Below are 24,960 nucleotides of genomic sequence, written 5' to 3' on the forward strand. Positions count from 1 at the left end.
GAGGCGTCAGCTCCCGGCGAGCCGGAGAGACCGGACGAGCTGGCCGAACCGCTCCTCCGAGTCGCCGTGCAACGGCCCCGAGTACTCGAGCACCACGACCTCGTCGCCGCGGTAGAGCTCCACGGTGCCGAGGAAGCTCGTCCCGCCGTCGGCCCCGGGCTGCTCCCCGACCTGGACGACGGCGTGCTCGGCGCCCGGGACGTCGTACCGGTACCCGTAGGGCGGGGGGACGATGCCGGGACCGTCGCCGAGCGTCGCCGTGGAGACGTCGACGGTCTCCTCGGGCTGCCCGTCGTCCGGGTCGGAGGACCAGCCGGCCCCGTCAGGCGTCAGGACCTCCGTCCATCGGGGCGGCACCGCGAGGCGCAGTTCGGAGCCGTGCACCTCGACCCACCCCGGGGGCACTTCCGACGTCGGGAGCAGCGGAAGGTCGTCCGGGCCCGGGACGGCCGCCGACCCGGCAGCGAGGCCGAGCGTCCCCAGGAGTCGCATGGTCAGCGCGCGGCCGTCGGACGTGTCGGGCGTCTCCGTCGTGACGATGTACGCACGCCCGTCCTCGCGCCGCACTCGCGTCGTGGTGGTGCGACGGTCGTCGGCGGACCGGGGCTCCACCTGGACCACGTCGGCGCCGTCGAGCGGGAACGTGGACGCGGGATACAGGTTCGAGGGTGCGATCGAGTCAGGCCAGCCCGCGGCGTCCGCCGCCTGCAGGATGGTGAGCGCCGCAGTGCCGTCGCCGCTCTCCGCCCGGAACGCCGATCCGGCGGGGAACGCGTCGGTCGTCGTGTCGTCATCCACCCATCCGGGCGGCACCGCGTACTCCAGCCCGGCGAACCCGGCCTCCTTCCAGCCGTCCGGGACGCCGGCCGCGAACCCCTCGAGCTGCTGCAGCTCCGAAACTCCTTCAGGCGACGGCAGGGGGGCGGACTCCTCGTCCACCGACACCGAGCGGACGAGGTCGGCGAACATCTCCTCGCCCTCGTCGACCGTCCCCCAGACCAGGGTCACCTGCACCACGTCGCCGGACTCGCGGACGACCTGAAGCCTCCCGAGGAACTCCTGCGCCACGCCCGGGATGTCCGAGTCGTCCTCGGTGACATACTCCGCCGACACCGCGCCGGGGATCCGGACGTCGGTCGGCGTGAGGGCGGAGCCCGGTGGCACGAGCGGCAGGTCCTCGCCCGGCTGGACCTGCACGAAGCTCTGTTCCCCCTCGTCCTGGTCATCCTCCCAGAGGCCGTCGGCGCTCGGCTCGAGGCCGGGCGGCACCGCGAGGCGTACCCCGCCGACGGCGACGGGCGTCCAGCCCGACGGCACGTCGGACGCCGCGGGACCGACGTCCGTCGGCCCGGTCAGCAGGCTGACGCCCGCGACCGCGCCCACCGCGGCGAGCACCCCGACGCCCGTCAGCGCGCCACGCCGCGCCCGCCCACGCCGCACCGCGCGGCGTCCCATCGCCAGGCCGTCGAGCCCGGCGACCGGGCCCACCCGGTCGGCCGCGTGCTGAAGCTCCGCCACAAAGTCGTCCTGGAGGGTCATCGGACCGTCCCCTTCCTCGTCCGCGTCGTGTCGTTCGCGCCGGTCGTGCCGTCCGCACCCAGCAGCTCGCGCAGCCTCGCCAGACCGCGCGACCCGCCGGACTTCACCGCGCCGACCGAGATCCCGAGCTCGTCGGCGGTCTGCACCTCCGAGCGGTCGAGCAGGTAGCGCAGGACGACGACGCGGCGCTGCGCCTCGGGCAGCCTCCGCAGCGCCCGCACGAGCTCGTCGCGGTCCACGACCGTGCGCGTCCCGTCGGGCACGGGCGCCGGGCGCAGGTCCACCGGGTCCGACAGCACGTCGCGGCGCGTGCGCCGCCAGCCGTCGATGCGCGCGGTCGCGATGACGCGTCGCGCATAGGCGAAGGGGTCGCCGTCGCCGACCCGCCCCCACGCCAGATAGGTCCGCTCGAGCGCGAGCTGGACCAGGTCGCCCGCGCGATGCTCGTCGCCGCACAGGAGGTACGCGATCCGGGAGAGCGCGGGGGTGTTCGCCGCCGCGAACGCCGTGAAGCGTTCCGCCGGCGTCCTGCCCGCCGCCACGATCCGGACCCGTTCGTCGGCCACCTCGCCGAGGAGCACGGGGGCGCTGTCGCTCGTCATGTCCACCGCCTTCGTCGTGAAGTCACGGAACACAGACGCCGCCCGCGGGCGAAAGGTTGCCACCGATCCCTCGGCGCGTCAGGAGCGAGCGGCCGTGTCGAGACGCCAGGGGCCGGCTCCGCCAAGCCCCAGGACGACGACGGCCCCGGCTCGACGAGCCGGGGCCTCTCCAGGGAGGGCTGGTCGAGACCACACCGTTCCCCAGCAGCGTCGTCATGCAGGTCTACCGACCGCAGCGCGGCTGAGAATGGGAGCCTGCCGGGCTGCCCCACGGACCCCGGACGAATCCCGGCAGAACACGGGAGGTCCCGGCCGGGAGAGCCTGACCGGGACCTTCCGACAGCTTTCCGACGCTGATGCCGAACCCGGACGCAACCCACGTCCCAGGGCGACGGCCGCCGAGATGTCAGCGTCGGACGTCGTAGACGAGCTTCACCACGCCGTTCGCGTACGTCGCGGACTCGCGCAACGACAGGGTGCGACGGTCGGCGCCGCGCTCGCCGAAGATCGTCTTGCCGCCCGGGAGCAGGTACGGGAACATCAGCAGGTTGTAGCGGTCGATGAGCCCCGCTTCGCCCAGGCGCAGCGCGAGCTCGGCGCTGCCGTGGATGAAGATCGCCCCGCCGTCGGTCTGCTTGAGATCGGCGATGTCCTGGGTGCTGCGCAAGATCGTCGTCGGTCCCCACTCCTCGACGAGAGCGGCGTCGTCGAGCGTCGACGACGCGACGAACTTCGGGAGGTCCTTGTATTCCGCGTGATCGGCGGACGCGGGCCAGACGTTCGAGAACGCCTCGTAGCTGCGTCGACCGAACAGCAGTGCCGTCGTCTCCTCGAGCTCTTCGCCCTTCAGGGCGTACGCCTCGGGGACGAAGTCGGTGTCGAACACCCACCCGCCCCCGGGGTGGCCCTCGGCCGTTCCGCCGGGAGAATCGACGGAGCCGTCAAGCGTGATGAATCCGGTGTAGACGAGTTCGCGTGCCATGGTTCCGTTCCTGTCGGGGTGCCGTCTCGGTGCCTTCACTCCAAGGTCGAACGGCCCGAGCCCCGATCGACACCTTCTGAAGAAGAATCTGAAACGTACCCACCAGGCGTGGTGATCCGACGTCGCCACGGCCCGCTGACCTGCAGGTCTGCCTCAAGGTCGGCAGCAGCAGGGCACCTCCCCGGCAACGCAGAAGGTCCCGGTCAGGAGAACTGACCGGGACCTTCTCTTCACGTGCGCGAGGGGGGAGTTGAACCCCCACGCCCTTTCGGGCACACGGACCTGAACCGTGCGCGTCTGCCTATTCCGCCACTCGCGCGTGCCGCAGAAGATTAGCACGGCGCCGGGGGTGGCCCCCAATCGCCTCAGGCCGGGCCGGCGCGGCCGTCCTGACGACGCCCCGCCACGCCCGGCCGGTCCCGGTTCTGCGCCGAGCGTTCGCAGGAAATCCACACCGCGCGGGAAGGTGGTGCTGCGGCGCTGCCTACGATCTAGATAGTCTGCCCGCGGACGTTCGGGCCGACGGGAGGAGGTGGCATGGGCGCCCTGGAGCGCTTCGAGAAGAGTGTCGAGCGCATGATGAACAACGCGTTCGCGAAGGTCGGTCGCAACAGCGAGCTCAAGGCTGTGGAGCTCGCCAGTCGGCTGCGCCGCGAGGTCGACGACCGCGCCGCCGTCGTGGGCCGCGACCGCACGGTCGTGCCCAACGAGTTCACGATCGAGCTGTCGCCGGGGGACTTCTCCCAGATCGACGAGTGGGGCGCGGAGACGATGGCGGACGAGCTCGCCACCAACCTGACGGAGTACGCGGCGTCGCAGCACTACGCGTTCGTCGGCCCGGTCAGCGTGTCGTTCGAGGAGCACGAGGACCTCGCCGGCGGCCGGTTCCAGCTCCGCTCGGCCACGGTGCGCGGCAACGTCGCGCCGGCCACCTCCGCGGCGCCGTCGACGCGGCACCCGCTCATCGACATCGACGGGCAGCGCTACCTGCTCACCGGACCCGTCACGGTCATCGGCCGCGACGCCGAGGCCGACATCGTCGTCGACGACCCCGGCGTCTCTCGCCGCCACCTGGAGATCCGTGTCACGTCCGACGGCGTCGTCGCCACCGACCTGGGCTCCACGAACGGGCTCTTCGTCGAGGGCCACCAGGTGCCGGCGGCCACGCTGCTCGACGGCAACACCCTGACGATCGGCCGGACCCGCATCATGTTCTGGACCGGCTCCGCCGCCGGCCAGCAGACCGAGGACTGGTGATCTCCCGAGGATGGACGAGCTGACGTTCACCCTGCTGCGGCTGGGCTATCTCGTGCTGCTGTGGGTGTTCGTGCTCACCGCCGTCGCGGTGCTGCGCCGCGACCTCGCCGCGCGAGGCGCGCCGAAACAGTCTCGGGCGGAGCGCCGTCGTGCCGAAGAGGCGGCCGCACCCGCGGCGGCCGCCGCCGGCCCGGCAGCCCCCGCGGCGCCGGCGAAGAAGCAGCGCGGAGGTCCGACCCGCCTGGTCGTGACGGCGGGGCCGCTCACCGGCACCACCCTGCCCCTGTCGACGGCGTCGATCCTCATCGGGCGCGCGCCGGGCTGCACCCTCGTGCTCGACGACGACTACTCGTCGTCGCGGCACGCGCGCATCTTCCCGCAGGGGAACCAGTGGTTCGTCGAGGACCTGGGCTCCACCAACGGCACCTTCATGGGTGACACCAAGGTCGCGGGACCGATCCCGCTCGCGCCGGGCGTCGGCGTGCAGATCGGCCGGTCCGTCGTCGAGCTCCAGGGATGATCACCCCGTGACCCTCACCCTGCGCTACGCCGCGCGGTCCGACGTCGGCCTGGTGCGTTCGTCCAACCAGGACTCCGCCTACGCGGGGCCGCACCTGCTCGTCGTCGCCGACGGCATGGGCGGGCACGCGGGCGGTGACATCGCGTCGCGCCTGGCGATCGCCGCGCTGGCACCGCTCGACGAGCTCCAGCACGGCCCCGACCAGGCGCTGTCCGACCTCGAGCACACCGTGGAGCAGGCGCGCCAGGACCTGGTCCGCGCCAGCGAGGCCGACCCCGAGCTGGCGGGCATGGGCACCACGGTCACGGCGCTGCTGCACACGGGAACCACCCTCGCCATGGCGCACCTCGGCGACTCCCGCGCGTACCTTCTACGCGACCGGCGGCTCACCCAGGTCACGGTCGACCACACGTTCGTCCAGCACCTGGTGGACACCGGGCGCATCTCTCCCGACGAGGCCGAGCACCACCCGCAGCGCAACGTCGTCATGCGGGTGCTGGGCGACTTCGACGTCGACCTCACCCCCGACATGTCGGTGCGCGAGGCACGCGCCGGCGACCGGTGGCTGCTGTGCTCGGACGGCCTGTCCGGCTTCGTGTCGCCCGAGCAGATCACCGAGGTGCTCGTCGAGTCCGCGTCGCCCGACGACGCCGCCGAGCTGCTCGTGACGATCGCCATGACCGCCGGCAGCACCGACAACGTCACCGTCATCGTGGCCGACGTCGTGGACGCCGACGGCGAGGCGACGCCCGCCGAGGCCGCGACCTCGGACGGTGCCTCGACGCCGCTGGTCGTGGGGGCCGCGGCCGCCGGCGACCTCCCCGCCCACCTCACGGCCGCGCCCGACGACCAGGCGGCGCCCGACGCGACCGACGACCCCGCGGGCGTCGTGACCAGCGGTCCCGACGACGACGAGGACGAGGCCGTCGACGACGACGCGCGCCCCCGGCGCAAGCGGCGGCCCTGGCTGGTCGTCCTCGTCGTCCTGGTCGTGGTCGGCGGCGTCGGGTACGGGCTGTGGTGGGCCTACGGCTGGACGCAGCAGCAGTACTACGTGGGCGTCGCGGACGGCGAGGTCGCCGTGTACCGGGGCATCCCCGCCAGCGCGGGGCCGATCACGCTCTCCACGCCGGTGGAGCTCACCGGCACGCCCGTCGACGACCTGCCGGACTACTGGGTGGACCAGCTCGACGGGTCCATCCGCGCGTCCTCCGAGGCCGAGGCGAGCGAGCGCGCCGACCGGCTCATCGCCGAGGCGCAGCCCGAGCCCACCCCCACGCCCTCCCCGACTCCGACCCCCACGCCCACGCCGTCCGACCGCGAGTCGCGGCCCGCCGGCGACAGCCAGGCCGGTGCCGACGAGCAGGCGCCCGCGAAGGCGACGTCGGACGGGGGTGCGAAGGGGTGAGCGCCGTCGAGACGCCCGAGCGCACGGTCACCCCGACCGAACGCCGCCCCGCCCGCGTCGCCGAGCTGTTCCTGCTGGTCCTCGCCCTCGCGGCGGGCATCACCGCGTTCGCCATGGTGGGGCACAGCATCACGGGCGCGCTGCCCGACGGCTTCTTCCTCAAGAGCGGGATGCTCACCGCCGTCGCGCTCGGCGCGCACGTCGTGCTGCGGATCCGCGCGCCGTGGGCCGACCAGGTGATCCTGCCGGCCGTCGTGCTCCTCAACGGGCTCGGCCTCGCGATGATCCTGCGGCTCGAGCTCGCGGACATGAACGGCGCCAACGCCTGGGCGCAGCTGATGTACACGGCCCTCGGCGCGCTCGTCGCCGTGCTGATCATCTGGTTCCTGCGCGACCACCGATGGATCCGCCGGCTCACCTACACGGCGATGATCGTCGGCCTCGTCCTGGTCCTGCTCCCGCTGCTGCCGGGCATCGGCACCGAGATCAACGGCGCACGCATCTGGGTCAACATCGCCGGGTTCTCGCTGCAGCCCGCCGAGTTCGCGAAGATCGCGTTCGCGATCTTCTTCGCCGGCTACCTGGTCACCAACCGGGACACCCTCGCCCTGGCGGGCAAGAAGTTCCTGGGCCTGCAGCTGCCCCGGCTGCGCGACCTCGGGCCGATCATCATCGTGTGGGCGGCCTCGCTGGCCGTCCTCGTCTTCGAGCGCGATCTCGGCACGTCGCTGCTGTTCTTCGGCCTGTTCGTCGCGATGCTGTACCTCGCGACGGCGCGGTTCAGCTGGATCCTCATCGGCCTGGTGCTGTTCGCGGCCGGCGCGCTGGTCGCGTCGAGCGTGTTCCCGCACGTCGCGGCCCGCATGGACGTCTGGCTGCACCCGTTCGACGCCGAGCTGTACAACACGGGCCGGTCGTACCAGATCGTGCAGGGCACGTTCGCGCTGGCCGCGGGCGGCCTGTTCGGCACCGGCTGGGGCGAGGGCGACCCGTACCTCGTGCCCTACGCCTTCTCCGACTTCATCTACTCGTCGCTCGGCGAGGAGCTGGGCCTCACCGGCCTGCTCGCGATCCTGATGGCGTACCTGATCGTCGTGCAGCGCGGCCTGCGCACCGCGCTCGCGGTGCGCGACGGCTTCGGCAAGCTGCTGGCCGGCGGCCTCGCGTTCGTCATGGCGCTGCAGGTGTTCGTCGTGATCGGCGGCATCACCCGGATCATCCCGCTGACCGGCCTGACCCTGCCCTTCATGGCGCAGGGCGGCTCGTCGCTGCTGGCGAACTGGATCGTGATCGCCCTGCTGCTGCGCATCTCCGACAACGCGCGTCGCCCGTCGGCGCTGCCGATGCGCGGCACCGTCGCGCCCGGCGGCGCGCTGCACGACCCCATCGTCGTCGGCGGGTACGAACCCGGCAGCACCCCGGCCGCGGGGACCCCCGCGGCGGGGACGCCGGTCCGACGCTCGGCGTCGGACGCCCCCGCGGGCCCGGCGCCGTCGTCCCATCCCACGGAGGTCGTCGACCGGCCGTCCCAGCATCGAGGAGGTGAGCACCTGTGAACACGACCCTGCGCCGGCTGGCGAGCGTCGTCATGGTCATGTTCCTGGCGCTCATGGTCTCGACCACGTGGATCCAGTTCTTCCACGCCGACGAGCTCAACGACGACAACCGCAACGTCCGCAAGATCTGGGCGCAGTTCGGCACCGACCGCGGCCCCATCGTGGTGGACGGCGAGGCCATCGCGCAGTCGACCCCGGTCGACGACCAGTTCGGCTACCAGCGCGAGTACACGCAGGGCCGCCTGTACTCCTCGCTGACGGGGTACTTCTCCGTGGTCAGCGGCACGTCGAAGATCGAGGACACCGAGAACGACTTCCTGTCCGGCAGCGCCGACGCCCTGTGGATGGACCGCCTGCGGAACACCCTCACGGGGACGGACCCGCAGGGCTCGTCGGTCGAGCTCACCATCGACGCCGCGGCGCAGCAGGCGGCGTGGGACGCCCTCGGCGACCAGCGCGGCGCCGTCGTCGCCGTCGAGCCGTCCACCGGCAAGATCCTCGCGATGGTGTCCAAGCCGAATTACGACCCGAACGACCTCGCGACGCACGACTCCCAGGCCGCGAACGACGCGTACACGAAGCTCGCCAACGCCGACGACGATCCGTTGCTGAGCCGCGCCACGAACTGGACCTACCCTCCGGGCTCCACGTTCAAGCTGGTCACGGCCGCCACGGCGCTCGAGAGCGGCGACTACGACGCGGACACCGTCATCGACGCGCCCGACACGTACCAGCCTCCCGGCACCGACCGGAAGATCGGCAACTACGGCGGCACGTCCTGCGCCGCCTCGGGGGAGATGAGCCTGGCCGACGCCCTGCGGATCTCCTGCAACACGGCGTTCGCCGAGCTCGGCGTCGACCTCGGCAGCGAGGCCCTGTACGACCAGGCCGAGGCGTTCGGGTTCAACGCGCCGTTCGAGGTACCGTTCAGCACGGTCGAGAGCATCTACCCGGAACCGGGGTTCGAGGACGCCTTAGTCGCGCAGTCCGCCATCGGACAGTGGGACGTGCGGACCACGCCGCTGCAGGTCGCGATGACATCGGCCGCGATCGCGAACGACGGCGACATGATGGCGCCGTACTCGGTCGACACCATCCGCGACCCGCAGCTCGAGGTCGTGCAGGAGAACGAGCCGAGCCGGCTCGACCAGCCGATCTCGAGCGAGACCGCCGCCCAGCTCACGGACATGATGGTCAGCGTCGTCGAGTCCGGCTCGGGCACGTCGGCGCAGATCTCAGGCGTGACCGTGGCGGGCAAGACCGGCACCGCGCAGCACGGGACCGACCTGCCTCCGCACGTGTGGTTCACCGGCTTCGCCCCCGCGGAGGACCCGCAGGTCGCGGTGGCGGTCGTCGTCGAGAACGGCGGCACGGTGGGTACCTCGGAGGCCACCGGCGGCGCCGTCGCCGCGCCGATCGCGCGCGCGGTCATGGAAGCGGTGCTCAACGGATGAGGCCGTCCACGGGGCTCGCGCTCGGCGACCGCTACCGGCTCACGCGCCGGATCGCCATCGGCGGCATGGGCGAGGTCTGGGTCGCCGACGACACCTACCTGGGGCGCGAGATCGCGGTCAAGGTGCTCCGCGAGGAGTACACCGGCAACGAGGACTTCCTGCGCCGCCTGCGCACGGAGGCCCGCAACAGCGCCGCCCTCTCGCACCCGAACATCGCGCAGATGTACGACTACGGCGAGCAGGACGGCGCCGGGTTCCTCGTGATGGAGCTGGTGCTGGGCGAGCCGCTCGCCGACCTGCTCGAGCGCGAGCCGGTCGTCGCGCCGCGCAAGCTCCTGCCGATCCTGGCCGCCACGTCGCGCGGGTTGCACCACGCGCACCTGGCGAAGGTCGTGCACCGGGACGTCAAGCCCGGGAACATCCTGCTGGAGCACGGCGGCGGCGTGAAGATCACCGACTTCGGGGTGTCGATCGCCGCCAACCAGGCGCCGATGACGGCGACCGGCATGGTGATGGGCACCGCCCAGTACCTGTCGCCGGAGCAGGCCGTCGGGCAGGCCGCCACGGCGGCCTCCGACCTGTACGCGCTGGGCGTCGTGGCCTACGAGGCCACCGCGGGCCGGCGTCCCTTCACCGGGTCGACGCCGGTCGACATCGCCGTGGCGCACGTCAACTCGATCGTGCCGCCGCTGCCCTCGCACGTGCACCCCGGGCTCGCCTCCCTCATCGAGCGGATGCTCGAGAAGGACCCCGGCAAGCGTCCCTCGTCCGCGGCCGCCCTCGCCGACGAGCTGGACGTGCTCGCCCGGGAGATCGCGCAGGACCCGCTCGGCGCGAGGTCACGCTCGGCGCGGCGCGCCGCGTCGACCCGCGCCGGCGCCCGGCCGCCGCGCGCCGTCCCCGCGCACGCGACTCCCGCCGACGCCGGCAGCTCGCCGCCGTTCCCTCCGATCGGGTCGGTCGCGCCCCCGGACCGCCCCGCCTCGGCGCCCGCGCCCGCCGACGAGCCGGCCGACGCCGGGCAGGCGGCGCAGGACCCGTTCCCGACCCCGGTGGATAAGCCCACAGGCCGCGCCTACCCGCTGCGGCGCGACGTGCGCGCCGGCACCCAGGACCAGCGTCGACCGGTGACCCGGCGCGCCGCCGGGGACCCCCGCTCGTCCGACGCGCGACGGCCGGCCGAGGTCCGCACCCGGTCCGCGACGGGCCCGGCGACGCCGTCCGCCGGGGAGGGCGGCCCGCGCCGCACCTCCACGACGACGGGGCGCCGCTTCGGGCCGCTGGGGCGCCTCTCGTGGCCGCTGCTCGCGCTCGTCGGCCTGCTCGTCGTGCTGCTGCTCGCGACGCTCGTGCAGGCGATCGCCGCGCCCGACGCCGGCGCGGCGGCCGCCGCGCTCCTGGTCACACCCGGTCTCGCGGCCCGACCGGAACCTGGGATGATGCTCCGAGACCCGTCGCGCGCCTCGCGCGCGGCCACGACCGAGAAGGACGACTGAGTGGTGGACAACATGCCCCGGGTACTCGCGGGCCGTTACGAGGTCGGTGAGCTCATCGGCCGCGGCGGCATGGCCGAGGTGCACATCGGGCACGACACGCGCCTCGGCCGCACGGTCGCGATCAAGGTGCTGCGGTCCGACCTCGCGCGCGACCCGTCCTTCCTGGCCCGGTTCCGCCGCGAGGCGCAGTCCGCCGCCGCCCTCAACCACCCCGCCATCGTCGCCGTCTACGACACCGGCGAGGACACGCACACCGACCCGCAGGGCGCGACGTCGCACGTCCCCTTCATCGTCATGGAGTACGTCGAGGGCCACACCGTCCGCGACATCCTGCAGGACGGCGCGGCCGTGCCGATCGAGGAGGCCGTGGAGATCACTGCGGGCGTGCTCAGCGCGCTCGAGTACTCCCACCAGGCCGGCATCGTGCACCGCGACATCAAGCCCGCCAACGTCATGATCACGCCCACCGGCGCGGTCAAGGTGATGGACTTCGGCATCGCGCGGGCCATGGCGGACTCCGCGGCGACGATGACCCAGACGCACGCCGTCATCGGCACGGCGCAGTACCTGTCGCCCGAGCAGGCGCGGGGCGAGACGGTGGACACCCGCAGCGACCTGTACTCCACGGGCTGTGTGCTGTTCGAGCTGCTCACGGGGCGCCCGCCGTTCATCGGCGACTCTCCCGTCGCCGTCGCCTACCAGCACGTCGGACAGGCCGCCCAGCGGCCCAGCGAGCTGGCCTCCGACGTGCCGGAGGTGCTCGACCGCATCACCCTCAAGGCGCTCGCCAAGGACCGCGACACCCGCTATTCCACCGCCGCGGAGTTCCGCGCCGACCTCGAGTCGGCGCTGCGCGGCGGCGACGTCACGGCGCCGCTGATCGGCGCCGCCGCGGCCGGGGCCGCGGCCACGCAGGTGATGGGCGCCGGCAGCGCGACGCAGGTCATGGACCCCGCCTCGCCGTGGGGCACGACGGGCGCCGTCGCGCCGACGACCCCGCCCGGCGGCACGCCCGCCGAGGAGGGGAAGAAGAGCCGCAAGGGCCTCATGTGGACGCTCATCACGATCGGGGTGCTCGCGCTCGCCGCGATCATCACGTTCCTGATCATGCGACCCGACGGCACCGCCGACCAGGTCGAGGTGCCGACGCTCGTCGCCACGGTCACGCCGGCAGAGGCCCAGCGGGAGATCGAGGACGCCGGGCTCGTCTACGACGAGGAGACCGACACCGAGTCGGACGAGGACGAGGGCACGTTCCTCGGCCAGAGCCCATCCGGCGGCCAGACCGTCGACCGGGGGACCACCGTCGTCGTGACGTTCGCCGCCGGGCCGGAGGCGATCGAGGGCGGCGTGCCCGATGTGACCGGCATGTCCCGGGACGACGCCGAGCAGGCGATCACCGACGCCGGGCTCGTGGTGGGCAGCGTGTCGCAGCGCAACAGCGGCAGCGTGTCCGAGGGTGACGTCGTCACCACCGACCCGGAGCCGGGCCAGGCCATCAACGAGGGCGAGTCCGTCGACCTCATCGTCTCCACCGGGCAGGTCGAGCTGCCGTCCCTGACCGGGATGACACAGGACGAGGCGGACGACGCCCTGACCGAGCTCGGCCTGACCGGGTCGTTCACCACCGAGGAGAGCGACGAGGGCGACCCGGGCACGGTCATCTCCCAGAGCCCCGAGGCGGGGAACGTCACGCAGGGCAGCCGCGTCGAGGTCGTCATCGCCGAGGAGCCCCCGCCGGAGCTGACGACCGTGCCCGACGTGGTCGGCAAGACCCAGGCGGAGGCGATCGACGACATCGGCGGCTGGAGCCTCACCCCGAGGCCCTCGTCCGCGGCGTCGGACACCGTCTGCGAGGGCGTGATCATCGACCAGAGCCCGCGTGCGGGCGAGCAGGTCGAGCTGGGGTCCAACGTGGACTTCACCGTCTCCGAGGGCCCTGGCGATCCCGCCACGTGCGGCGTCGGCGGGACCCCGACCGACACCCCCACCCCGTCGGACGACCCCACCGACGACGCGGCCGGCCTGTTCGGCGGGCTCGGCGACGACGAGGAGTGACGGCGCCGACGGCGGGTTGAGCCGGTCGAAACCCCCGCTGGTTGAGCCGGTCGAAACCCCCGCTGGTTGAGCCTGTCGAACCCCCGCTGGTTGAGCCTGTCGAAACCCCCGCTGGTTGAGCCTGTCGAAACCACAGGGTCTCGACAGGCTCGACCAGCGATGAGTGTCAGCCCTGGTGCACCAGCGGCGCCATGCCGCGCGAGCGCTCGACGGCGCCGTCGTCGCCGCAGACGGCGAGCCAGTTCGCGAGCAGCCGGTGGCCGCCCTCGGTGAGCACGGACTCTGGGTGGAACTGGACGCCGTGCAGCGGGAGCTCCCGGTGCTGCAGCCCCATCACGACGCCGCTCGCGGTGGCGCCGGTGACCTCCAGCTCGGCGGGCACCGTCTCGGGCAGCACGGCCAGCGAGTGGTACCGCGTAGCGGTGAACGGCGATGCGAGCCCGTCGAGGACGCCGTCGCCGTCGTGCTCCACGAGGCTCGTCTTCCCGTGCATGAGCTCGGGGGCGTGCGACACCGTGGCGCCGTACACCTCGGCCAGCGCCTGGTGGCCCAGGCAGACGCCGAGCATTGGCGTGCGCGACCGGGCGCAGGCGCGGATCACGTCCTCCGACGAGCCCGCCTCCTTCGGCGTCCCGGGGCCGGGGGACACGAGCACCCCGTCGAAGGGTGCGCCGTCCGCGTCGCGGTACACGCCGTCGGCGTCCGGGTCGGGCACGGCGTCGTTGCGGACGACGACGGTGCGCGCGCCGAGCTGGTCGAGGTACCCGACGATCGTGTAGACGAACGAGTCGTAGTTGTCGACGACGAGGATGCGCGGCCCCCCGGGCTGCGCCGGCGTGCCCGTCGTGTCGGTGCTGTCGGTCGTGTCGTTCATCGTGTGCTCGCCTCGACGGTGTTGTCGTTCATCGGGAGGTACTCGGAGACCCAGGGGAAGACCCACTCGAAGCACGCGGCGACCACCGCCGCCGCGAATACCAGAAGGATCAGCACCCGGAGCCAGGCGGGGCCGGGCAGCGCGCGCCACAGCAGGCCGTACATCAGGCCACCTTCCCGTCGTCGCCACGTCGGACACCGGCGCCGGCGTCACCGCCGTCGACGCCCTCCGTGAGGATGCCGGCGTCGAGCAGCTCGGCCGGCACACCCTTGCTCACGGGCGCCCAGTAGTCCAGCTCGCCGTGCACGATGTAGCGCTGCGCGGCGGAGTACATGGGGTGGCAGGCGGTCATCGTCAGCAGGCGCTGGGTGAGCTCGGGCACCGGCTCGCCGGGCTCGAGGCCCGGGATCGGCGAGATGACCTCGACGTCCCACGGGTAGACGATCTCGTGCGTCGTGACGCGGTAGAGGTACCAGGTCTTGGCCGTCCGTACGACGAGCGGGTCGCCCTCCTGCAGGTCCGCGACCTGGTGGTAGGGCTTGCCGTACGTGGTGCGGTGCCCGGCGGTGGAGAAGTTCCCCAGGTCGCCGGGCATGGCGGTGCCCGGGTAGTGGCCGATGCCGAGCCGGTCGAGGATCGTCGCCTTGTCGACGCCCTGCGCGATCGGCTCCACGTAGTCGTCGCCGAAGCGGGGCACGTACAGCTTGGCGAAGACCTCGCCGGTCGCGGGCTCCTTCAGCACCGGGGGCTCGCCACGACGCTCGGGCGCGACGGCGGGGCCGGCGTCCGACTGCCCGCTGCCCGGGTCGGGCCAGTCGAGCTCGGACAGGACCTGCTGGTGCACCCGGTCCGCCTGGACGTCCGTCCACCAGAGCTGCCACACGACGAACAGGCCGAGCAGCACGCCGGCGGTGATGCACAGCTCCCCGAGCACGCCGACCACGGCGCTGCCGACGCCGCGGCGCCGGCCCGGCCGCGCGTGCCCGGGCGGCGCCGGCCTGGACGCCGTCGTCGTCACGAGAACACGTCCGTGCCGGCGGGGGCGGTCGCGTGCTTGAGCTCGGAGCTCCCCGTGTACGCGGGCAGCTCGAGGTCGTCCGACTGCCCGACGGCCCAGCCGAGCGCGACCCAGTCGACATACTGCTGGTAGACGGCGACGCCGGGGGAGGCGTCGAGCGCCGCCTGCAGGTCGTCCGGGTCGCCGACGGCCTCGATGACGTACGGCGGCGAGAAGACCTTGCCGTGCAGCAGCAGGATGTTGCCGGAGCAGCGGAACGCCGACGTCGCCGTCACCCGCTCGCCCTGCAGGGTCATGGCCTCGGCGCCGCCGGCCCACAGCGCGTTGATGACGTGCTGCATGTCCTGCTGGTGCACCACCAGGTCGTCGGCGCGCACCCCCGCGATCGACTGGCTGGACGCGGGAGCGTCGTCGAGGGAGACGGTGAGGCCGGGCCCGGTGACCGGGCGCGAGCCGGTGACGACGGACTCCCGCGCGGCGAGGTCCGGTCCGCGGACGGGCAGGTCGGTGTTCACCTGCTCCCCGAGGTCCTCGATCTCGGCCTCGAGGGAGTTCATGCGGTCGGTGAGGGTGCTCACGCGGTCGGACTCGTCGGTGACGAGCTCAGCGAGATCCTGCGGCTGGCGGCCGTCGCCGGTGTCCGCGAGCTGGGCGCTGGCGGTGAACAGCAGGCCGGCAGTGGCGAGCACGCTCGCCACCGACAGGGTGGAGCGCAGCCGTCGGTTCATGCGCCACCCCCTCTGTCTGCGTACTGTCTACGGCGGATCGGTCCCGGGCTGGGCCCGCTGACGACTACGCTAGTCGACGCACCCTCCGACGGTCGCAGGCGCCCAGCCTCCGGCCGCCGCTCAGCCCGCCCGGACAGGAGCCCGTCCCGTGCCCGAGTCGAAGTCCCGCAAGAAGAAGGCCGCGTCGTCGTCGACGCCGGCCGTGGCCAAGGTGGCCAAGCCGCAGGGCGCCAACCCTCGCTGGCTCGTGCCGACGATGCTCGGCCTCATGCTCGCCGGTCTGGCCTGGATCGTCCTGTACTACCTCACCGCGCCCGGGCTCGGCCTGCCCATCCCGGCCCTGGAGGGTTGGAACCTCGCGGTCGGCTTCGTCCTCATCATCGCCGGCTTCGGTCTGACCACGCGCTGGAAGTAGCGCCGGGCCGCCCTTGGGGCGCGACCGGAGTCCCACGGCTGTAGTTCCACAGGTGTGAGCAACCCTGTGGACAACGGTCAGAGCATGCCCACCGACGCGTACTTCCAGGCCGTGGCGGCGACGAGGACGACGCCGACCACCGCGGGCAGCGCCCACGCCACCAGCTGCTGACGTTCCCGCGGCGCCCAGGCGTACCCGGCGCCGATCAGCAGCCCGACGGCGAGGCCTCCCAGGTGCGCCTGCCAGGCGATGCCGGGGACGAAGAACGGGATCGCCATGTTGATGGCGATGAGGACCACGATCTGCGTCGCGTTGCGCCCCATCTTCCGCAGCACCGGGATGATGGCGCCGAACAGGCCGAACACCGCGCCCGAGGCGCCGACCACCGCCGAGTTCCAGCCCCCGCCGAACGTCGGCGTCGCGAGGAGCAGGTAGCCCACCGACCCGCCGACTGCGGACAGCACGTACAGCGCGGCGAAGCGCCCCCGCCCGAACGCCTGCTCGAGGAACGGGCCGGTCAGCCACAGCGCGTACATGTTGAACAGGATGTGCAGCGGGCTCGTCGAGTGCAGGAACGCGGCGGTGAGGAAGCGCCACGGCTCGTCCAGCCCGACCGACGGCGCGAACGCCCACCGCTGTGTCCAGTCCCCGCCCGTGGCCAGCTGGAGCACCCAGCTCACCACGCAGAGCCCGACGATCGTCAGCGTGACGACCGGTCGTCCGCCGCGGACGGCGCCGCCGAAGGCCGTGCGGGTGGTCGGCACGGACCTCGACGCCTGCGCGACGCAGTCGACGCACTGGATCCCCACGGCCGCGGGCCGCTGGCACTCCGGGCACGTGGGCCGCCCGCAGCGCTGGCAGCGGACGTACGACACCCGATCGGGGTGGCGGGGGCAGACGGGCGGTGCGCCGGCCGGCTGCGGGCCGGGCGGCTGGGGTGTCGAGATGGCTCAGCCCTCCATGCGGCTGTGAGGGGTCGTGGTCGACGAACGGCGTCGTCTCGGCCGCGTTCACGCGCCCTGGGGGGCGCTCCACTTCGGGAAAGATACGGCCTCGACGACGCCGTCCGCCGACCCCGACCTTCGGCGCTGAGGTCCGGTCAGTCCTCGATCGTGACGCTGTTGATGACGATGTCCTCGACGGGGCGGTCTCCCGGCCGCGTCGCCGCGGTGCCGATGGTGTCGACGACGGCGCGCGAGGAGTCGTCGGCCACCTTCCCGAAGATCGTGTGCTTGCCGGTGAGCCACGGCGTCTCGGAGGTGGTGATGAAGAACTGCGAGCCGTTGGTGCCCTCGAGCTCGCCCGTGACGGGGTTGCGCCGCTTGCCGGCATTGGCCATCGCGAGGAGGTACTTCTCGGTGAACCCGAGCTCGGGGTGGATCTCGTCCTCGAACGCGTAGCCGGGGCCGCCGGTGCCGGTGCCCAGCGGGTCGCCGCCCTGGATCATGAAGCTGTCGATGACGCGGTGGAAGATCACGCCGTCGTACAGCGGGTCGTTGCGCTCGGCGCCGGTGCGCGGGTCCGTCCACGTCTTGGTGCCCTTGGCGAGGCCCACGAAGTTGTCGACGGTCTTGGGCGCGTGGTTCGGCAGCAGCTCGATGCGGATGTCGCCGGCGGTGGTGTGGAGGGTTGCGAACATGCCCACATCCTCTCACCGTTCCCTTCGCCGGAACCTCCCGGCGCGAGCGCGTGTGCCGCTGCACCGCGGCAGACCTGGTGGCAGAGTGGGTCCATGGTGCGAAAGAGCGTCAGCGACAGCGTCAAGGACATCAAGGACTCCAACTCCAAGCTGGCCTCCTCGCTCAGCGAGAAGGTCGACAGCGACAAGATCAAGGACACCGCGACCGAGGCCGCGGCCGTGCTGGTCGGCGTCGGGGGCCGTGCGGCCGACGGCGCCAAGGACGCCGCGGTCCAGGCCAAGGACTGGGCGGAACCCCGCGTCGACTCGTTCCTCGAGTGGCTCGTGCCCCGGGCGGAGAAGGCGTGGCGCGAGAGCGTGCTCGCCGCCGCCCCCCGGATCGAGAAGGCCGCCGACAAGGCGGCGCCGATGGTCGACTCCGCCCACGACAAGATCGTGGACGACTACCTCCCGCGCGTCGTCGCCGCGTTCAACGACGCCGCGACCCGGGCCGGCGCGGTCGCCGGGGCTGCCGGCGTGGCCGCGGCGGACGCCGCGCGCGACGCGGCCGAGAAGGCCGGGCGGGCGGGCAAGAAGGCGGCCAAGAAGGCCGCGAAGGAGGCGGCGAAGGCCCAGGCGGCCGCTGAGAAGGCCGCCAAGGAGGCCGAGAAGAGCTCCGGCAAGGGCAAGGGCCTGTTCTGGACCCTGCTGCTCCTCGGCGGGGCCGCCGCCGGCTACGCCTTCTGGCGGCGCGCGCAGCCGCAGAACGACCCGTGGGCCGAGCCGTGGGAGCAGGCGTCGCGGCCCGACTACGACGGCGCCGCCCGGGACGCCAAGCACGCCGCCGGGGACGCCGCCGAGGCGGTCGGGGAGGCGGCCGGCCACGCCGTCGCCCGTGGCCGCGAGGTCGCGGACAAGGGTCGTGAGGCCGCGGAGGAGGTCACCGAGAAGGTCAGCGAAGCGGTCGACAAGGCCAAGGACAAGGCGACCGAGGCCGTCGACAAGGCTGCGGAGGCCGCCAAGAAGGCGCGCAGCCGTAGCACCACGCCCAAGGAGAACGGCACGCCGACGCCGAAGGACGTCGCCGGCGGCGACACGGCGAGCTGACGCCGCCAGCCCCCTGCAACGACGAGACCCTGCACCACCGTCGGGTGGTGCAGGGTCTCGTGTCGTGTGGTGGAGCCAAGGGGACTCGAACCCCTAACCCCCTGCTTGCAAAGCAGGTGCGCTACCAATTGCGCCATGGCCCCCGGCTGCGCCTGGACGAGCGAGGACGGCTCAGTCGATGGTGTCGGTGACCTCGGACCACAGGTCCCGGTCGGCCGCGTCCTCGTTGAGCCGGCGCCAGACGACGTAGCCCGCGCCCAGCGCGAGCAGGAGGACGAACAGCTTCTTCATGATCAGCTCCTCGTCACGGCCGGCAAGGCCGTGCCTGGTCGGGCCCGGGCCTGTCGGCCAGGAGTGGGGCTAGGAGGACTTGAACCTCCGACCTCTTCCTTATCAGGGAAGCGCTCTAACCGTCTGAGCTATAGCCCCGAGCGCGCTCCCGCGGGAGCGCGTGCAGCACGGAACATTACCGCACCGACAGGCCCGTTCCCAAACCGTGGCCGGCACCACGAGGTGTGACGTCGGTCCCGGTCACCAGAACGGTCACTCGTCGGTCAGCGTGAGGTGCGCGCCGCCGACCAGAGCCGCGGTGATGTTGTACAGGATCGCCATGATGGTGGCGATCGCCGTGAGCAGCACGACGTTGACGATGGCGATGAGCACGGACGTCGAGACCACGCGGTCGAACGCGATGAACTGGACGATGTTCACCGTCTGCGGGCCCACCGTGTTCTGCAGGAAGTCCTGCACGGTGGCGAACGTGCCCATGTCGTTGAGCACGTACCAGACGACCATCGTCGCGACCACCGTCATGAAGCCGATCGCCACCGAGAGCAGGAAGGCGAGCTTCATGACCGACCACGGGTCCACGCGAGAGATCGACAACCGCACACGACGCGGGCCGGCGTCGCGGACGGTGCCCGACGCCGCCCCGGCCACGCCGACGCCCACACCGGCGGGGTGCACCCCGCCGCTCGAGTAGTGCATCTCCGGCCGGGGATCGTCGGAGGCTGCAGCCCGCGGGGTGCCGGCCGCGGACGCCGCGCCCTCGCCTTCCGACGCGCGGGAGCCAGGGTCCGGCATCACGGACTGGACCTTCTTCGCGGCGCTCTTCGCCGCCGCGAGCGCCGCCGCGGCGGCCTTGACGGCGCCGTCCTTGACGGGCGACGCCCCGGTCGAGGAGCTCGAGCCGGCCGCGCCGCCTGTCGGGCCCGGCGCCGGTGCGCCGGGACGGTTCGCCCCGTTCGATCCGGTCGGCGGAGCCGGGACCGGGTTCTTGCGGTGCGTCTGGTCGTCGATCTCCGACTCGACCCCGGGCTGCGACGCCGACGTGGTCGACGTGGTGCCCGACGTCCGGGTCGACGCGGTGTTCTCCGTCATCAGTCCTCGTCCCCGCTGCTCTCGTGCTCGTCGGCGGCCTGCCCGTCCACGCTAACCGACTCGTCGTCGGTCGCCTCGTCGACTTCCCGGCGCTCGACGTTCCGGGCGACGGCGATGATGCGGTCTCCCTTGTCAGGCTTGGCGAACGTGACGCCCTGCGTGGTGCGGCCGGTGAGGTTCACCTCGGCCACCGCGGAGCGCACGATCTTGCCACGCTCCATGATGACCAGCACCTCGTCGTCGGCCTCGGTCACGAGTGCCCCCACGAGGTCTCCACGAGCCTCGACCAGGTTCGCCACCTTGATGCCGAACCCGGCGCGCCCCTGCACGCGGTACTCGTCGATGCTGGTCCGCTTCGCGAACCCGCCCTCCGTCACGACGAACAGGTCCGTGCCCGGTGTCACGACGTCGGCGTTGAGGAGCTCGTCGGCGTCGCGGAACTTCATACCGGTCACGCCCGACGTCGCCCTGCCCATGGGGCGCAGGGTGTCGTCGTCGGCGGGGAACCGGATCGACTGCCCCTTGCGGGAGACCAGCATGAGGTGGTCGTCCGCGTTGACCAGCCGCGCTGCGACGAGCTCGTCCGGCGTGCCGGCGTCGTCCTCTCGCAGGTTGATCGCGATGAGGCCGCCCGAGCGCGGAGAGTCGTACTCTCCGAGGCGGGTCTTCTTCACGAGCCCGCGCCGCGTGGCGAGGACCAGGTAGTCGGCCGCCTCGTAGTCCGGCAGGTCGAGCACCTGGGCGATGCGCTCGCCGGGCTGGAAGGCGAGCATGTTCGCCACGTGCTGGCCCTTGGCGTCACGGCCGCCCTCGGGCAGCTCGTACCCCTTGGCCCGGTAGACGCGCCCCAGGTTCGTGAAGAACAGCAGCCAGTGGTGCGTCGTCGTGACGAAGAAGTGCTCGACGATGTCGTCCTCGCGCAGCGCCGCACCGCGCACGCCCTTGCCGCCGCGACGCTGGGCGCGGTAGTTGTCGGAGCGGGTGCGCTTGGCGTAGCCGCCGCGCGTGATCGTGACGACGACCTCCTCCTCGGGGATGAGGTCCTCGACCGACATGTCGCCGTCGTACGGCAGCACCGTCGTGCGGCGCTCGTCGCCGTAGCGCTCGACGATGTCGTCCATCTCCTCGCGCACGATGGAGCGCTGCCGCTCCGTCTTGGCCAGGATGTCCTGGTAGTCCTCGATCCGTCGCTCCAGCTCGGCGTGCTGGTCGATGATCTTCTGGCGCTCCAGCGCTGCCAGGCGGCGCAGCTGCAGGGCCAGGATGGCGTTCGCCTGCTGCTCGTCGACGTCGAGCAGCTCCATCAGGCCGGTGCGGGCCTGGTCGGCGTCGGGGGAGCGGCGGATGAGGGCGATGACCTCGTCGAGCGCGTCCAGGGCCTTGAGGTAGCCGCGCAGGATGTGGATCTCGCGCTCGGCCTCGGAGAGCAGGTACTCCGTGCGCCGGCGCACGACCTCGATCTGGTGCGTCGTCCAGTGCCGGACGAACGCGTCGAGGCTGAGCGTGCGGGGCACCTCGTCGACGAGGGCGACCATGTTGGCGCCGAACGAGTACTGCAGCGGCGTGTGCTTGTACAGGTTGTTGAGCACGACCTTGGCGATCGCGTCGCGCTTGAGCACGATGACGAGGCGCTGGCCGGTGCGGCCCGAGGTCTCGTCGCGGATGTCCGCGATGCCGGCGATCTTGCCGTCGTTGACGAGGTCCGCGATCTTGCTCGCCAGGTTGTCCGGGTTGACCTGGTAGGGCAGCTCGGTGATGACGAGGCAGATCCGGTTCTGGATCTCCTCGACGTTGACGACGGCGCGCATCGTGATGGAGCCGCGCCCGGTGCGGTACGCCTCCTCGATGCCCTTGGTGCCCAGGATCTGCGCACCCGTGGGGAAGTCGGGGCCCTTGATGCGCTGCATGAGCGCCGCGAGCAGCTCCTCGCGGGAGGCGTCCGGGTGCGCCAGGTGCCAGCGCACGCCCTCGGCGACCTCGCGCAGGTTGTGCGGGGGGATGTTCGTCGCCATGCCGACGGCGATGCCGGCCGAGCCGTTGACGAGCAGGTTGGGGAAGCGCGCCGGGAGGACGACGGGCTCCTGCGTGCGGCCGTCGTAGTTGTCCTGGAAGTCGACGGTGTTCTTCTCGATGTCCCGGACCATCTCGAGCGCGAGCGGCGCCATCCGGCACTCCGTGTACCGCGGGGCGGCGGCCGGGTCGTTGCCCGGCGAACCGAAGTTCCCCTGCCCGGCGACCAGCGGATACCGCAGCACCCAGTCCTGGACGAGGCGCACGAGCGTGTCGTAGATGGCCGTGTCGCCGTGCGGGTGGAACTTGCCCATGACGTCGCCGACGACGCGCGAGCACTTCGAGAACGCCCGGTCGGGGCGATAGCCGCCGTCGTACATCGCGTACAGCACGCGCCGGTGCACCGGCTTGAGGCCGTCGCGCACGTCCGGCAGCGCGCGGCCCACGATCACGCTCATCGCGTAGTCGAGGTAGCTGCGCTGCATCTCGAGCTGCAGGTCGACCTGCTCGATGCGGCCGTGGTGCACCGCGAGCGCGGTGTCCGGCTGGGCGTCGGTCATCTCGGGCGCCTCGTCGCCGGGAACGCCGTCCGTCATGTCGGGGCCGGGAGTCTCGTCCGTCACCGTCTACCTTCTTCCTGTCCTGCGCCGCCGGGGCGCGATCCGTCGTCCTCGAATGTCGCTGTACATCGGCGCGCGATCGATCTGTACACCGATGGCGTTCCGCTAGATGTCGAGGAAGCGGACGTCCTTGGCGTTGCGCTGGATGAAGCTGCGGCGGGACTCGACGTCCTCGCCCATGAGCACCGAGAAGATCTCGTCCGCCGCTGCGGCGTCGTCCATCGTGACCTGCAGCAGCGTGCGGTGCTCCGGGTCCATCGTGGTGTCCCAGAGCTCGGTGTAGTCCATCTCGCCGAGGCCCTTGTACCGCTGGATCCCGTTCTCCTTGGGGATCCGCTTGCCCGCCGCGAGGCCCTGCTGCAGGAACGCGTCCCGCTCGCGGTCCGAGTACACGTAGTCGTGCGGCGCGTTGGACCACTTCAGGCGGTAGAGGGGCGGCTGCGCGAGGAAGACGTGCCCGTGCTCGATGAGCGGCCGCATGTACCGGAACAGCAGCGTGAGCAGCAGGGTGCAGATGTGCTGGCCGTCCACGTCGGCGTCGGCCATGAGCACGATCTTGTGATAGCGCAGCTTCGCGAGGTCGAAGTCCTCGCCGATGCCGGTGCCGAAGGCGGTGATGAGCGCCTGGACCTCGGCGTTCGACAGCGCCCGGTCCAGCCGTGCGCGCTCGACGTTGAGGATCTTTCCGCGCAGCGGCAGGATCGCCTGGTTGTGCGGGTTGCGCCCGCGGACCGCGGAGCCGCCGGCGGAGTCGCCCTCGACGATGTAGATCTCGCAGTCCTCAGGGCGGTTCGACTGGCAGTCCTTGAGCTTGCCGGGCATCCCGCCCGAGCTGAGGATCCCCTTGCGGCGCGTGGCCTCGCGCGCCTTGCGCGCCGCCATGCGCGCCTGCGACGCCTGGATCGCCTTGCGGATCACGTCGCGACCCTCGGTCGGGTGGGAGTCGAACCAGTCGGTGAGCTTCTCCCGGACGACGCGCTGCACGAAGGTCTTGGCCTCGGTGTTGCCGAGCTTCGTCTTGGTCTGGCCCTCGAACTGGGGCTCGCCGAGCTTGACGGAGATGACGGCGGTCAGGCCCTCGCGGATGTCGTCGCCCGTGAGGTTCTCGTCCTTCTCCTTGATGATCCCCTTCTCGCGCGCGTAGCTGTTGACCAGCGTGGTCATCGCCGCGCGGAAGCCCTCCTCGTGCGTGCCGCCCTCGGTCGTCGCGATCGTGTTGGCGTAGGTGTGCACCGACTCGCTGTAGGCGTTGGTCCACTGCATCGCGATCTCCACGGAGATCTTGCGCTCGGTGTCCTCCGACTCGACGTCGATGATCTCCGGATGCACGAGCTCGGTCTTCTTCGCCGCGTTGAGGTGGGCGACATAGTCGGTGAGGCCGTTCTCGTAGAGGTACGTCACCTTGCGCGCGCCCGACGCTGCGCCGCCGGTCGGCGCGGGGGAGCCGTCCTCGTCCGCGCCGTCGTCCGCGACGACGTCGTCCGTGGCGACGTGCGCCCCGGTGACCTCGTCGTCGGCGACCGTGTGGCCGGCGCGCTCGTCGACCAGGGTGATGCGCAGCCCCTTGTTGAGGAACGCCATCTGCTGGAAGCGGGAGCGCAGGGTCTCGAAGTCGTACTCGGTGGTCTCGAAGATGCCGCCGTCGGCCCAGAAGGTCTGGGTGGTGCCGGTCTTCTCGTCCGGGCCGAGCGGGTCCAGGCGCTCCACCTCGGTGACCGGCTCGCCGCCGTCGCGGTACTCCTGGCGCCAGTGGTGCCCGTCGCGTTTGACCTCGGACACGAACCGCGTGGACAGCGCGTTCACCACGGACATGCCCACGCCGTGCAGACCGCCGGAGACGGCGTACCCGCCGCCGCCGAACTTGCCGCCCGCGTGCAGGATCGTCATCACGACCTCGAGGGTCGGCTTGCCCTCCGTGGGGTGCATCGCCACGGGGATGCCGCGGCCGTTGTCCTGGACGCGCACCCCGCCGTCGGCCAGCAGCGTCACCCGGATGGTGTCGGCGTGGCCCGCGAGGGCCTCGTCCACAGAGTTGTCCACAATCTCGTACACCAGGTGGTGCAAGCCGCGTTCACCGGTGGAGCCGATGTACATGCCCGGACGCTTGCGGACGGCCTCGAGGCCTTCCAGGACGGTGATGTTCCCGGCGTCGTACCCACCCCCGGCCCCGGGGCTGCCGTCGGGGGCAGAGGTGGGTCGGGTCGTGTCGGTTCGGTCTGCCACGGGTGGGCTTCTCCTCGGTCGTCGTGCACGCGGACGCGCCTCACAAGCGTGCGAACGGCGCGGCTCACAGGTTCCGGGCACGCACCGAACGTGCC

23 protein-coding genes and 3 tRNA genes are annotated in these 24,960 nt (G+C 72.0%); 10 read left to right on the top strand and 16 right to left on the bottom strand.

Annotated features, from left to right (window positions below; translation table 11 throughout):
* Nucleotides 1-6 precede the first annotated feature (6 nt).
* The 4 genes from ABD254_RS09295 to ABD254_RS09310 form a co-directional block, all read right to left on the bottom strand.
* The gene (locus ABD254_RS09295) at nt 7-1,539 is read right to left on the bottom strand and encodes a hypothetical protein (RefSeq protein WP_344247823.1); all 1,533 of its coding nucleotides are present in this window, start codon (nt 1,537-1,539) and stop codon (nt 7-9) included.
* On the bottom strand, nt 1,536-2,141 hold the full coding sequence (locus tag ABD254_RS09300; protein ID WP_344247825.1) for a SigE family RNA polymerase sigma factor: 606 nt from the start codon (nt 2,139-2,141) through the stop codon (nt 1,536-1,538). The genes ABD254_RS09295 and ABD254_RS09300 overlap by 4 nt, the downstream gene beginning before the upstream one ends.
* Before the next feature lie 406 nt (nt 2,142-2,547).
* Entirely contained in the window at nt 2,548-3,123 is a 576-nt protein-coding gene (locus ABD254_RS09305; protein ID WP_344247827.1) for a dihydrofolate reductase family protein, read from the bottom strand.
* A 235-nt stretch (nt 3,124-3,358) separates the two neighbouring features.
* Nucleotides 3,359-3,442, bottom strand: a tRNA-Leu gene (locus ABD254_RS09310).
* A 218-nt stretch (nt 3,443-3,660) separates the two neighbouring features.
* Between ABD254_RS09310 and ABD254_RS09315 the strand changes: the two genes are divergently transcribed.
* The 7 genes from ABD254_RS09315 to pknB are packed head-to-tail and all read left to right on the top strand — an operon-like array spanning nt 3,661 to nt 12,872.
* Nucleotides 3,661-4,380: an FHA domain-containing protein gene (locus tag ABD254_RS09315; RefSeq protein WP_344247829.1), complete on the top strand. Its 720-nt coding sequence runs from the start codon at nt 3,661-3,663 to the stop codon at nt 4,378-4,380.
* A 10-nt stretch (nt 4,381-4,390) separates the two neighbouring features.
* A complete protein-coding gene (locus ABD254_RS09320) occupies nt 4,391-4,900 on the top strand; it encodes an FHA domain-containing protein FhaB/FipA (protein ID WP_344247831.1) in 510 nt (169 codons plus the stop codon).
* A gap of 7 nt (nt 4,901-4,907) precedes the next feature.
* Entirely contained in the window at nt 4,908-6,308 is a 1,401-nt protein-coding gene (locus ABD254_RS09325; protein WP_344247833.1) for a PP2C family protein-serine/threonine phosphatase, read from the top strand.
* A complete protein-coding gene (locus ABD254_RS09330; RefSeq protein WP_344247835.1) occupies nt 6,305-7,864 on the top strand; it encodes an FtsW/RodA/SpoVE family cell cycle protein in 1,560 nt (519 codons plus the stop codon). The genes ABD254_RS09325 and ABD254_RS09330 overlap by 4 nt, the downstream gene beginning before the upstream one ends.
* Nucleotides 7,861-9,318: a peptidoglycan D,D-transpeptidase FtsI family protein gene (locus tag ABD254_RS09335; protein ID WP_344247837.1), complete on the top strand. Its 1,458-nt coding sequence runs from the start codon at nt 7,861-7,863 to the stop codon at nt 9,316-9,318. The genes ABD254_RS09330 and ABD254_RS09335 overlap by 4 nt, the downstream gene beginning before the upstream one ends.
* Entirely contained in the window at nt 9,315-10,814 is a 1,500-nt protein-coding gene (locus tag ABD254_RS09340; protein WP_344247839.1) for a serine/threonine-protein kinase, read from the top strand. The genes ABD254_RS09335 and ABD254_RS09340 overlap by 4 nt, the downstream gene beginning before the upstream one ends.
* A gap of 12 nt (nt 10,815-10,826) precedes the next feature.
* The gene (pknB, locus tag ABD254_RS09345; protein WP_344247841.1) at nt 10,827-12,872 is read left to right on the top strand and encodes a Stk1 family PASTA domain-containing Ser/Thr kinase; all 2,046 of its coding nucleotides are present in this window, start codon (nt 10,827-10,829) and stop codon (nt 12,870-12,872) included.
* Between the two features lie 166 nt (nt 12,873-13,038).
* Here the strand turns inward: pknB and ABD254_RS09350 are convergent, their stop codons facing one another.
* From ABD254_RS09350 to ABD254_RS09365, 4 genes are read right to left on the bottom strand one after another with little or no spacing between them, the layout of a single operon-like run.
* Complete coding sequence (locus ABD254_RS09350) at nt 13,039-13,746, bottom strand: aminodeoxychorismate/anthranilate synthase component II (protein WP_344247843.1); 708 nt, start codon at nt 13,744-13,746, stop codon at nt 13,039-13,041.
* Nucleotides 13,743-13,910 carry a hypothetical protein gene (locus ABD254_RS09355; protein ID WP_344247844.1) on the bottom strand — a complete coding sequence of 56 codons (168 nt, stop codon included), beginning with the start codon at nt 13,908-13,910 and terminating at the stop codon, nt 13,743-13,745. The genes ABD254_RS09350 and ABD254_RS09355 overlap by 4 nt, the downstream gene beginning before the upstream one ends.
* The gene (locus ABD254_RS09360) at nt 13,910-14,764 is read right to left on the bottom strand and encodes a class E sortase (RefSeq protein WP_344247846.1); all 855 of its coding nucleotides are present in this window, start codon (nt 14,762-14,764) and stop codon (nt 13,910-13,912) included. The genes ABD254_RS09355 and ABD254_RS09360 overlap by 1 nt, the downstream gene beginning before the upstream one ends.
* The gene (locus tag ABD254_RS09365) at nt 14,761-15,492 is read right to left on the bottom strand and encodes a DUF881 domain-containing protein (protein WP_344247848.1); all 732 of its coding nucleotides are present in this window, start codon (nt 15,490-15,492) and stop codon (nt 14,761-14,763) included. The genes ABD254_RS09360 and ABD254_RS09365 overlap by 4 nt, the downstream gene beginning before the upstream one ends.
* Before the next feature lie 148 nt (nt 15,493-15,640).
* On the opposite strand from ABD254_RS09365, the gene ABD254_RS09370 reads away from it, so the two are divergent.
* Nucleotides 15,641-15,907 carry a cell division protein CrgA gene (locus tag ABD254_RS09370; protein ID WP_344247850.1) on the top strand — a complete coding sequence of 89 codons (267 nt, stop codon included), beginning with the start codon at nt 15,641-15,643 and terminating at the stop codon, nt 15,905-15,907.
* A 77-nt stretch (nt 15,908-15,984) separates the two neighbouring features.
* Here the strand turns inward: ABD254_RS09370 and ABD254_RS09375 are convergent, their stop codons facing one another.
* Complete coding sequence (locus tag ABD254_RS09375; protein ID WP_344247852.1) at nt 15,985-16,671, bottom strand: rhomboid family intramembrane serine protease; 687 nt, start codon at nt 16,669-16,671, stop codon at nt 15,985-15,987.
* Here ABD254_RS09375 and ABD254_RS09380 point away from each other — a divergent pair.
* A complete protein-coding gene (locus ABD254_RS09380; RefSeq protein ID WP_344247854.1) occupies nt 16,661-16,879 on the top strand; it encodes a hypothetical protein in 219 nt (72 codons plus the stop codon). The two genes, ABD254_RS09375 and ABD254_RS09380, sit on opposite strands and share 11 nt — an antisense overlap.
* A gap of 127 nt (nt 16,880-17,006) precedes the next feature.
* Here ABD254_RS09380 and ABD254_RS09385 read toward each other — a convergent pair whose 3' ends face one another.
* Complete coding sequence (locus ABD254_RS09385) at nt 17,007-17,546, bottom strand: peptidylprolyl isomerase (protein WP_344247856.1); 540 nt, start codon at nt 17,544-17,546, stop codon at nt 17,007-17,009.
* A gap of 93 nt (nt 17,547-17,639) precedes the next feature.
* Here ABD254_RS09385 and ABD254_RS09390 point away from each other — a divergent pair, with 93 nt between their 5' ends.
* Complete coding sequence (locus ABD254_RS09390; protein WP_344247858.1) at nt 17,640-18,632, top strand: hypothetical protein; 993 nt, start codon at nt 17,640-17,642, stop codon at nt 18,630-18,632.
* Nucleotides 18,633-18,699: 67 nt separating this feature from the next.
* Here ABD254_RS09390 and ABD254_RS09395 read toward each other — a convergent pair.
* The 6 genes from ABD254_RS09395 to gyrB all read right to left on the bottom strand — a co-directional run bounded on the left by ABD254_RS09395 (nt 18,700) and on the right by gyrB (nt 24,781).
* Nucleotides 18,700-18,775: transfer RNA gene (locus tag ABD254_RS09395), tRNA-Ala, on the bottom strand.
* Nucleotides 18,776-18,803: 28 nt separating this feature from the next.
* A complete protein-coding gene (locus ABD254_RS09400) occupies nt 18,804-18,923 on the bottom strand; it encodes a DLW-39 family protein (RefSeq protein ID WP_344247859.1) in 120 nt (39 codons plus the stop codon).
* Nucleotides 18,924-18,987: 64 nt separating this feature from the next.
* Nucleotides 18,988-19,061 (bottom strand) — tRNA-Ile (locus ABD254_RS09405).
* Nucleotides 19,062-19,175: 114 nt separating this feature from the next.
* Complete coding sequence (locus ABD254_RS09410; RefSeq protein ID WP_344247861.1) at nt 19,176-20,012, bottom strand: DUF3566 domain-containing protein; 837 nt, start codon at nt 20,010-20,012, stop codon at nt 19,176-19,178.
* The gene (gene gyrA, locus ABD254_RS09415; protein ID WP_425553735.1) at nt 20,012-22,618 is read right to left on the bottom strand and encodes a DNA gyrase subunit A; all 2,607 of its coding nucleotides are present in this window, start codon (nt 22,616-22,618) and stop codon (nt 20,012-20,014) included. The genes ABD254_RS09410 and gyrA overlap by 1 nt, the downstream gene beginning before the upstream one ends.
* Nucleotides 22,619-22,747: 129 nt before the next feature.
* Nucleotides 22,748-24,781, bottom strand: a complete 2,034-nt coding sequence (gyrB, locus tag ABD254_RS09420) for a DNA topoisomerase (ATP-hydrolyzing) subunit B (protein ID WP_344248531.1) — start codon at nt 24,779-24,781, stop codon at nt 22,748-22,750.
* Nucleotides 24,782-24,960 lie beyond the last annotated feature (179 nt).

This window comes from Isoptericola hypogeus (assembly GCF_039531145.1).
GTDB lineage: Bacteria > Actinomycetota > Actinomycetes > Actinomycetales > Cellulomonadaceae > Isoptericola > Isoptericola hypogeus.

Coding starts and splice junctions, on each gene's coding strand:
- ABD254_RS09295 (WP_344247823.1), bottom strand. CDS start 1,539: ATGACCCTCCAGGACGACTTTGTGGCGGAGCTTCAGCACGCGGCCGAC.
- ABD254_RS09300 (WP_344247825.1), bottom strand. CDS start 2,141: ATGACGAGCGACAGCGCCCCCGTGCTCCTCGGCGAGGTGGCCGACGAA.
- ABD254_RS09305 (WP_344247827.1), bottom strand. CDS start 3,123: ATGGCACGCGAACTCGTCTACACCGGATTCATCACGCTTGACGGCTCC.
- ABD254_RS09315 (WP_344247829.1), top strand. CDS start 3,661: ATGGGCGCCCTGGAGCGCTTCGAGAAGAGTGTCGAGCGCATGATGAAC.
- ABD254_RS09320 (WP_344247831.1), top strand. CDS start 4,391: ATGGACGAGCTGACGTTCACCCTGCTGCGGCTGGGCTATCTCGTGCTG.
- ABD254_RS09340 (WP_344247839.1), top strand. CDS start 9,315: ATGAGGCCGTCCACGGGGCTCGCGCTCGGCGACCGCTACCGGCTCACG.
- pknB (WP_344247841.1), top strand. CDS start 10,827: ATGCCCCGGGTACTCGCGGGCCGTTACGAGGTCGGTGAGCTCATCGGC.
- ABD254_RS09350 (WP_344247843.1), bottom strand. CDS start 13,746: ATGAACGACACGACCGACAGCACCGACACGACGGGCACGCCGGCGCAG.
- ABD254_RS09355 (WP_344247844.1), bottom strand. CDS start 13,910: ATGTACGGCCTGCTGTGGCGCGCGCTGCCCGGCCCCGCCTGGCTCCGG.
- ABD254_RS09365 (WP_344247848.1), bottom strand. CDS start 15,492: ATGAACCGACGGCTGCGCTCCACCCTGTCGGTGGCGAGCGTGCTCGCC.
- ABD254_RS09385 (WP_344247856.1), bottom strand. CDS start 17,546: ATGTTCGCAACCCTCCACACCACCGCCGGCGACATCCGCATCGAGCTG.
- ABD254_RS09390 (WP_344247858.1), top strand. CDS start 17,640: ATGGTGCGAAAGAGCGTCAGCGACAGCGTCAAGGACATCAAGGACTCC.
- ABD254_RS09400 (WP_344247859.1), bottom strand. CDS start 18,923: ATGAAGAAGCTGTTCGTCCTCCTGCTCGCGCTGGGCGCGGGCTACGTC.
- ABD254_RS09410 (WP_344247861.1), bottom strand. CDS start 20,012: ATGACGGAGAACACCGCGTCGACCCGGACGTCGGGCACCACGTCGACC.
- gyrA (WP_425553735.1), bottom strand. CDS start 22,618: ATGACGGACGGCGTTCCCGGCGACGAGGCGCCCGAGATGACCGACGCC.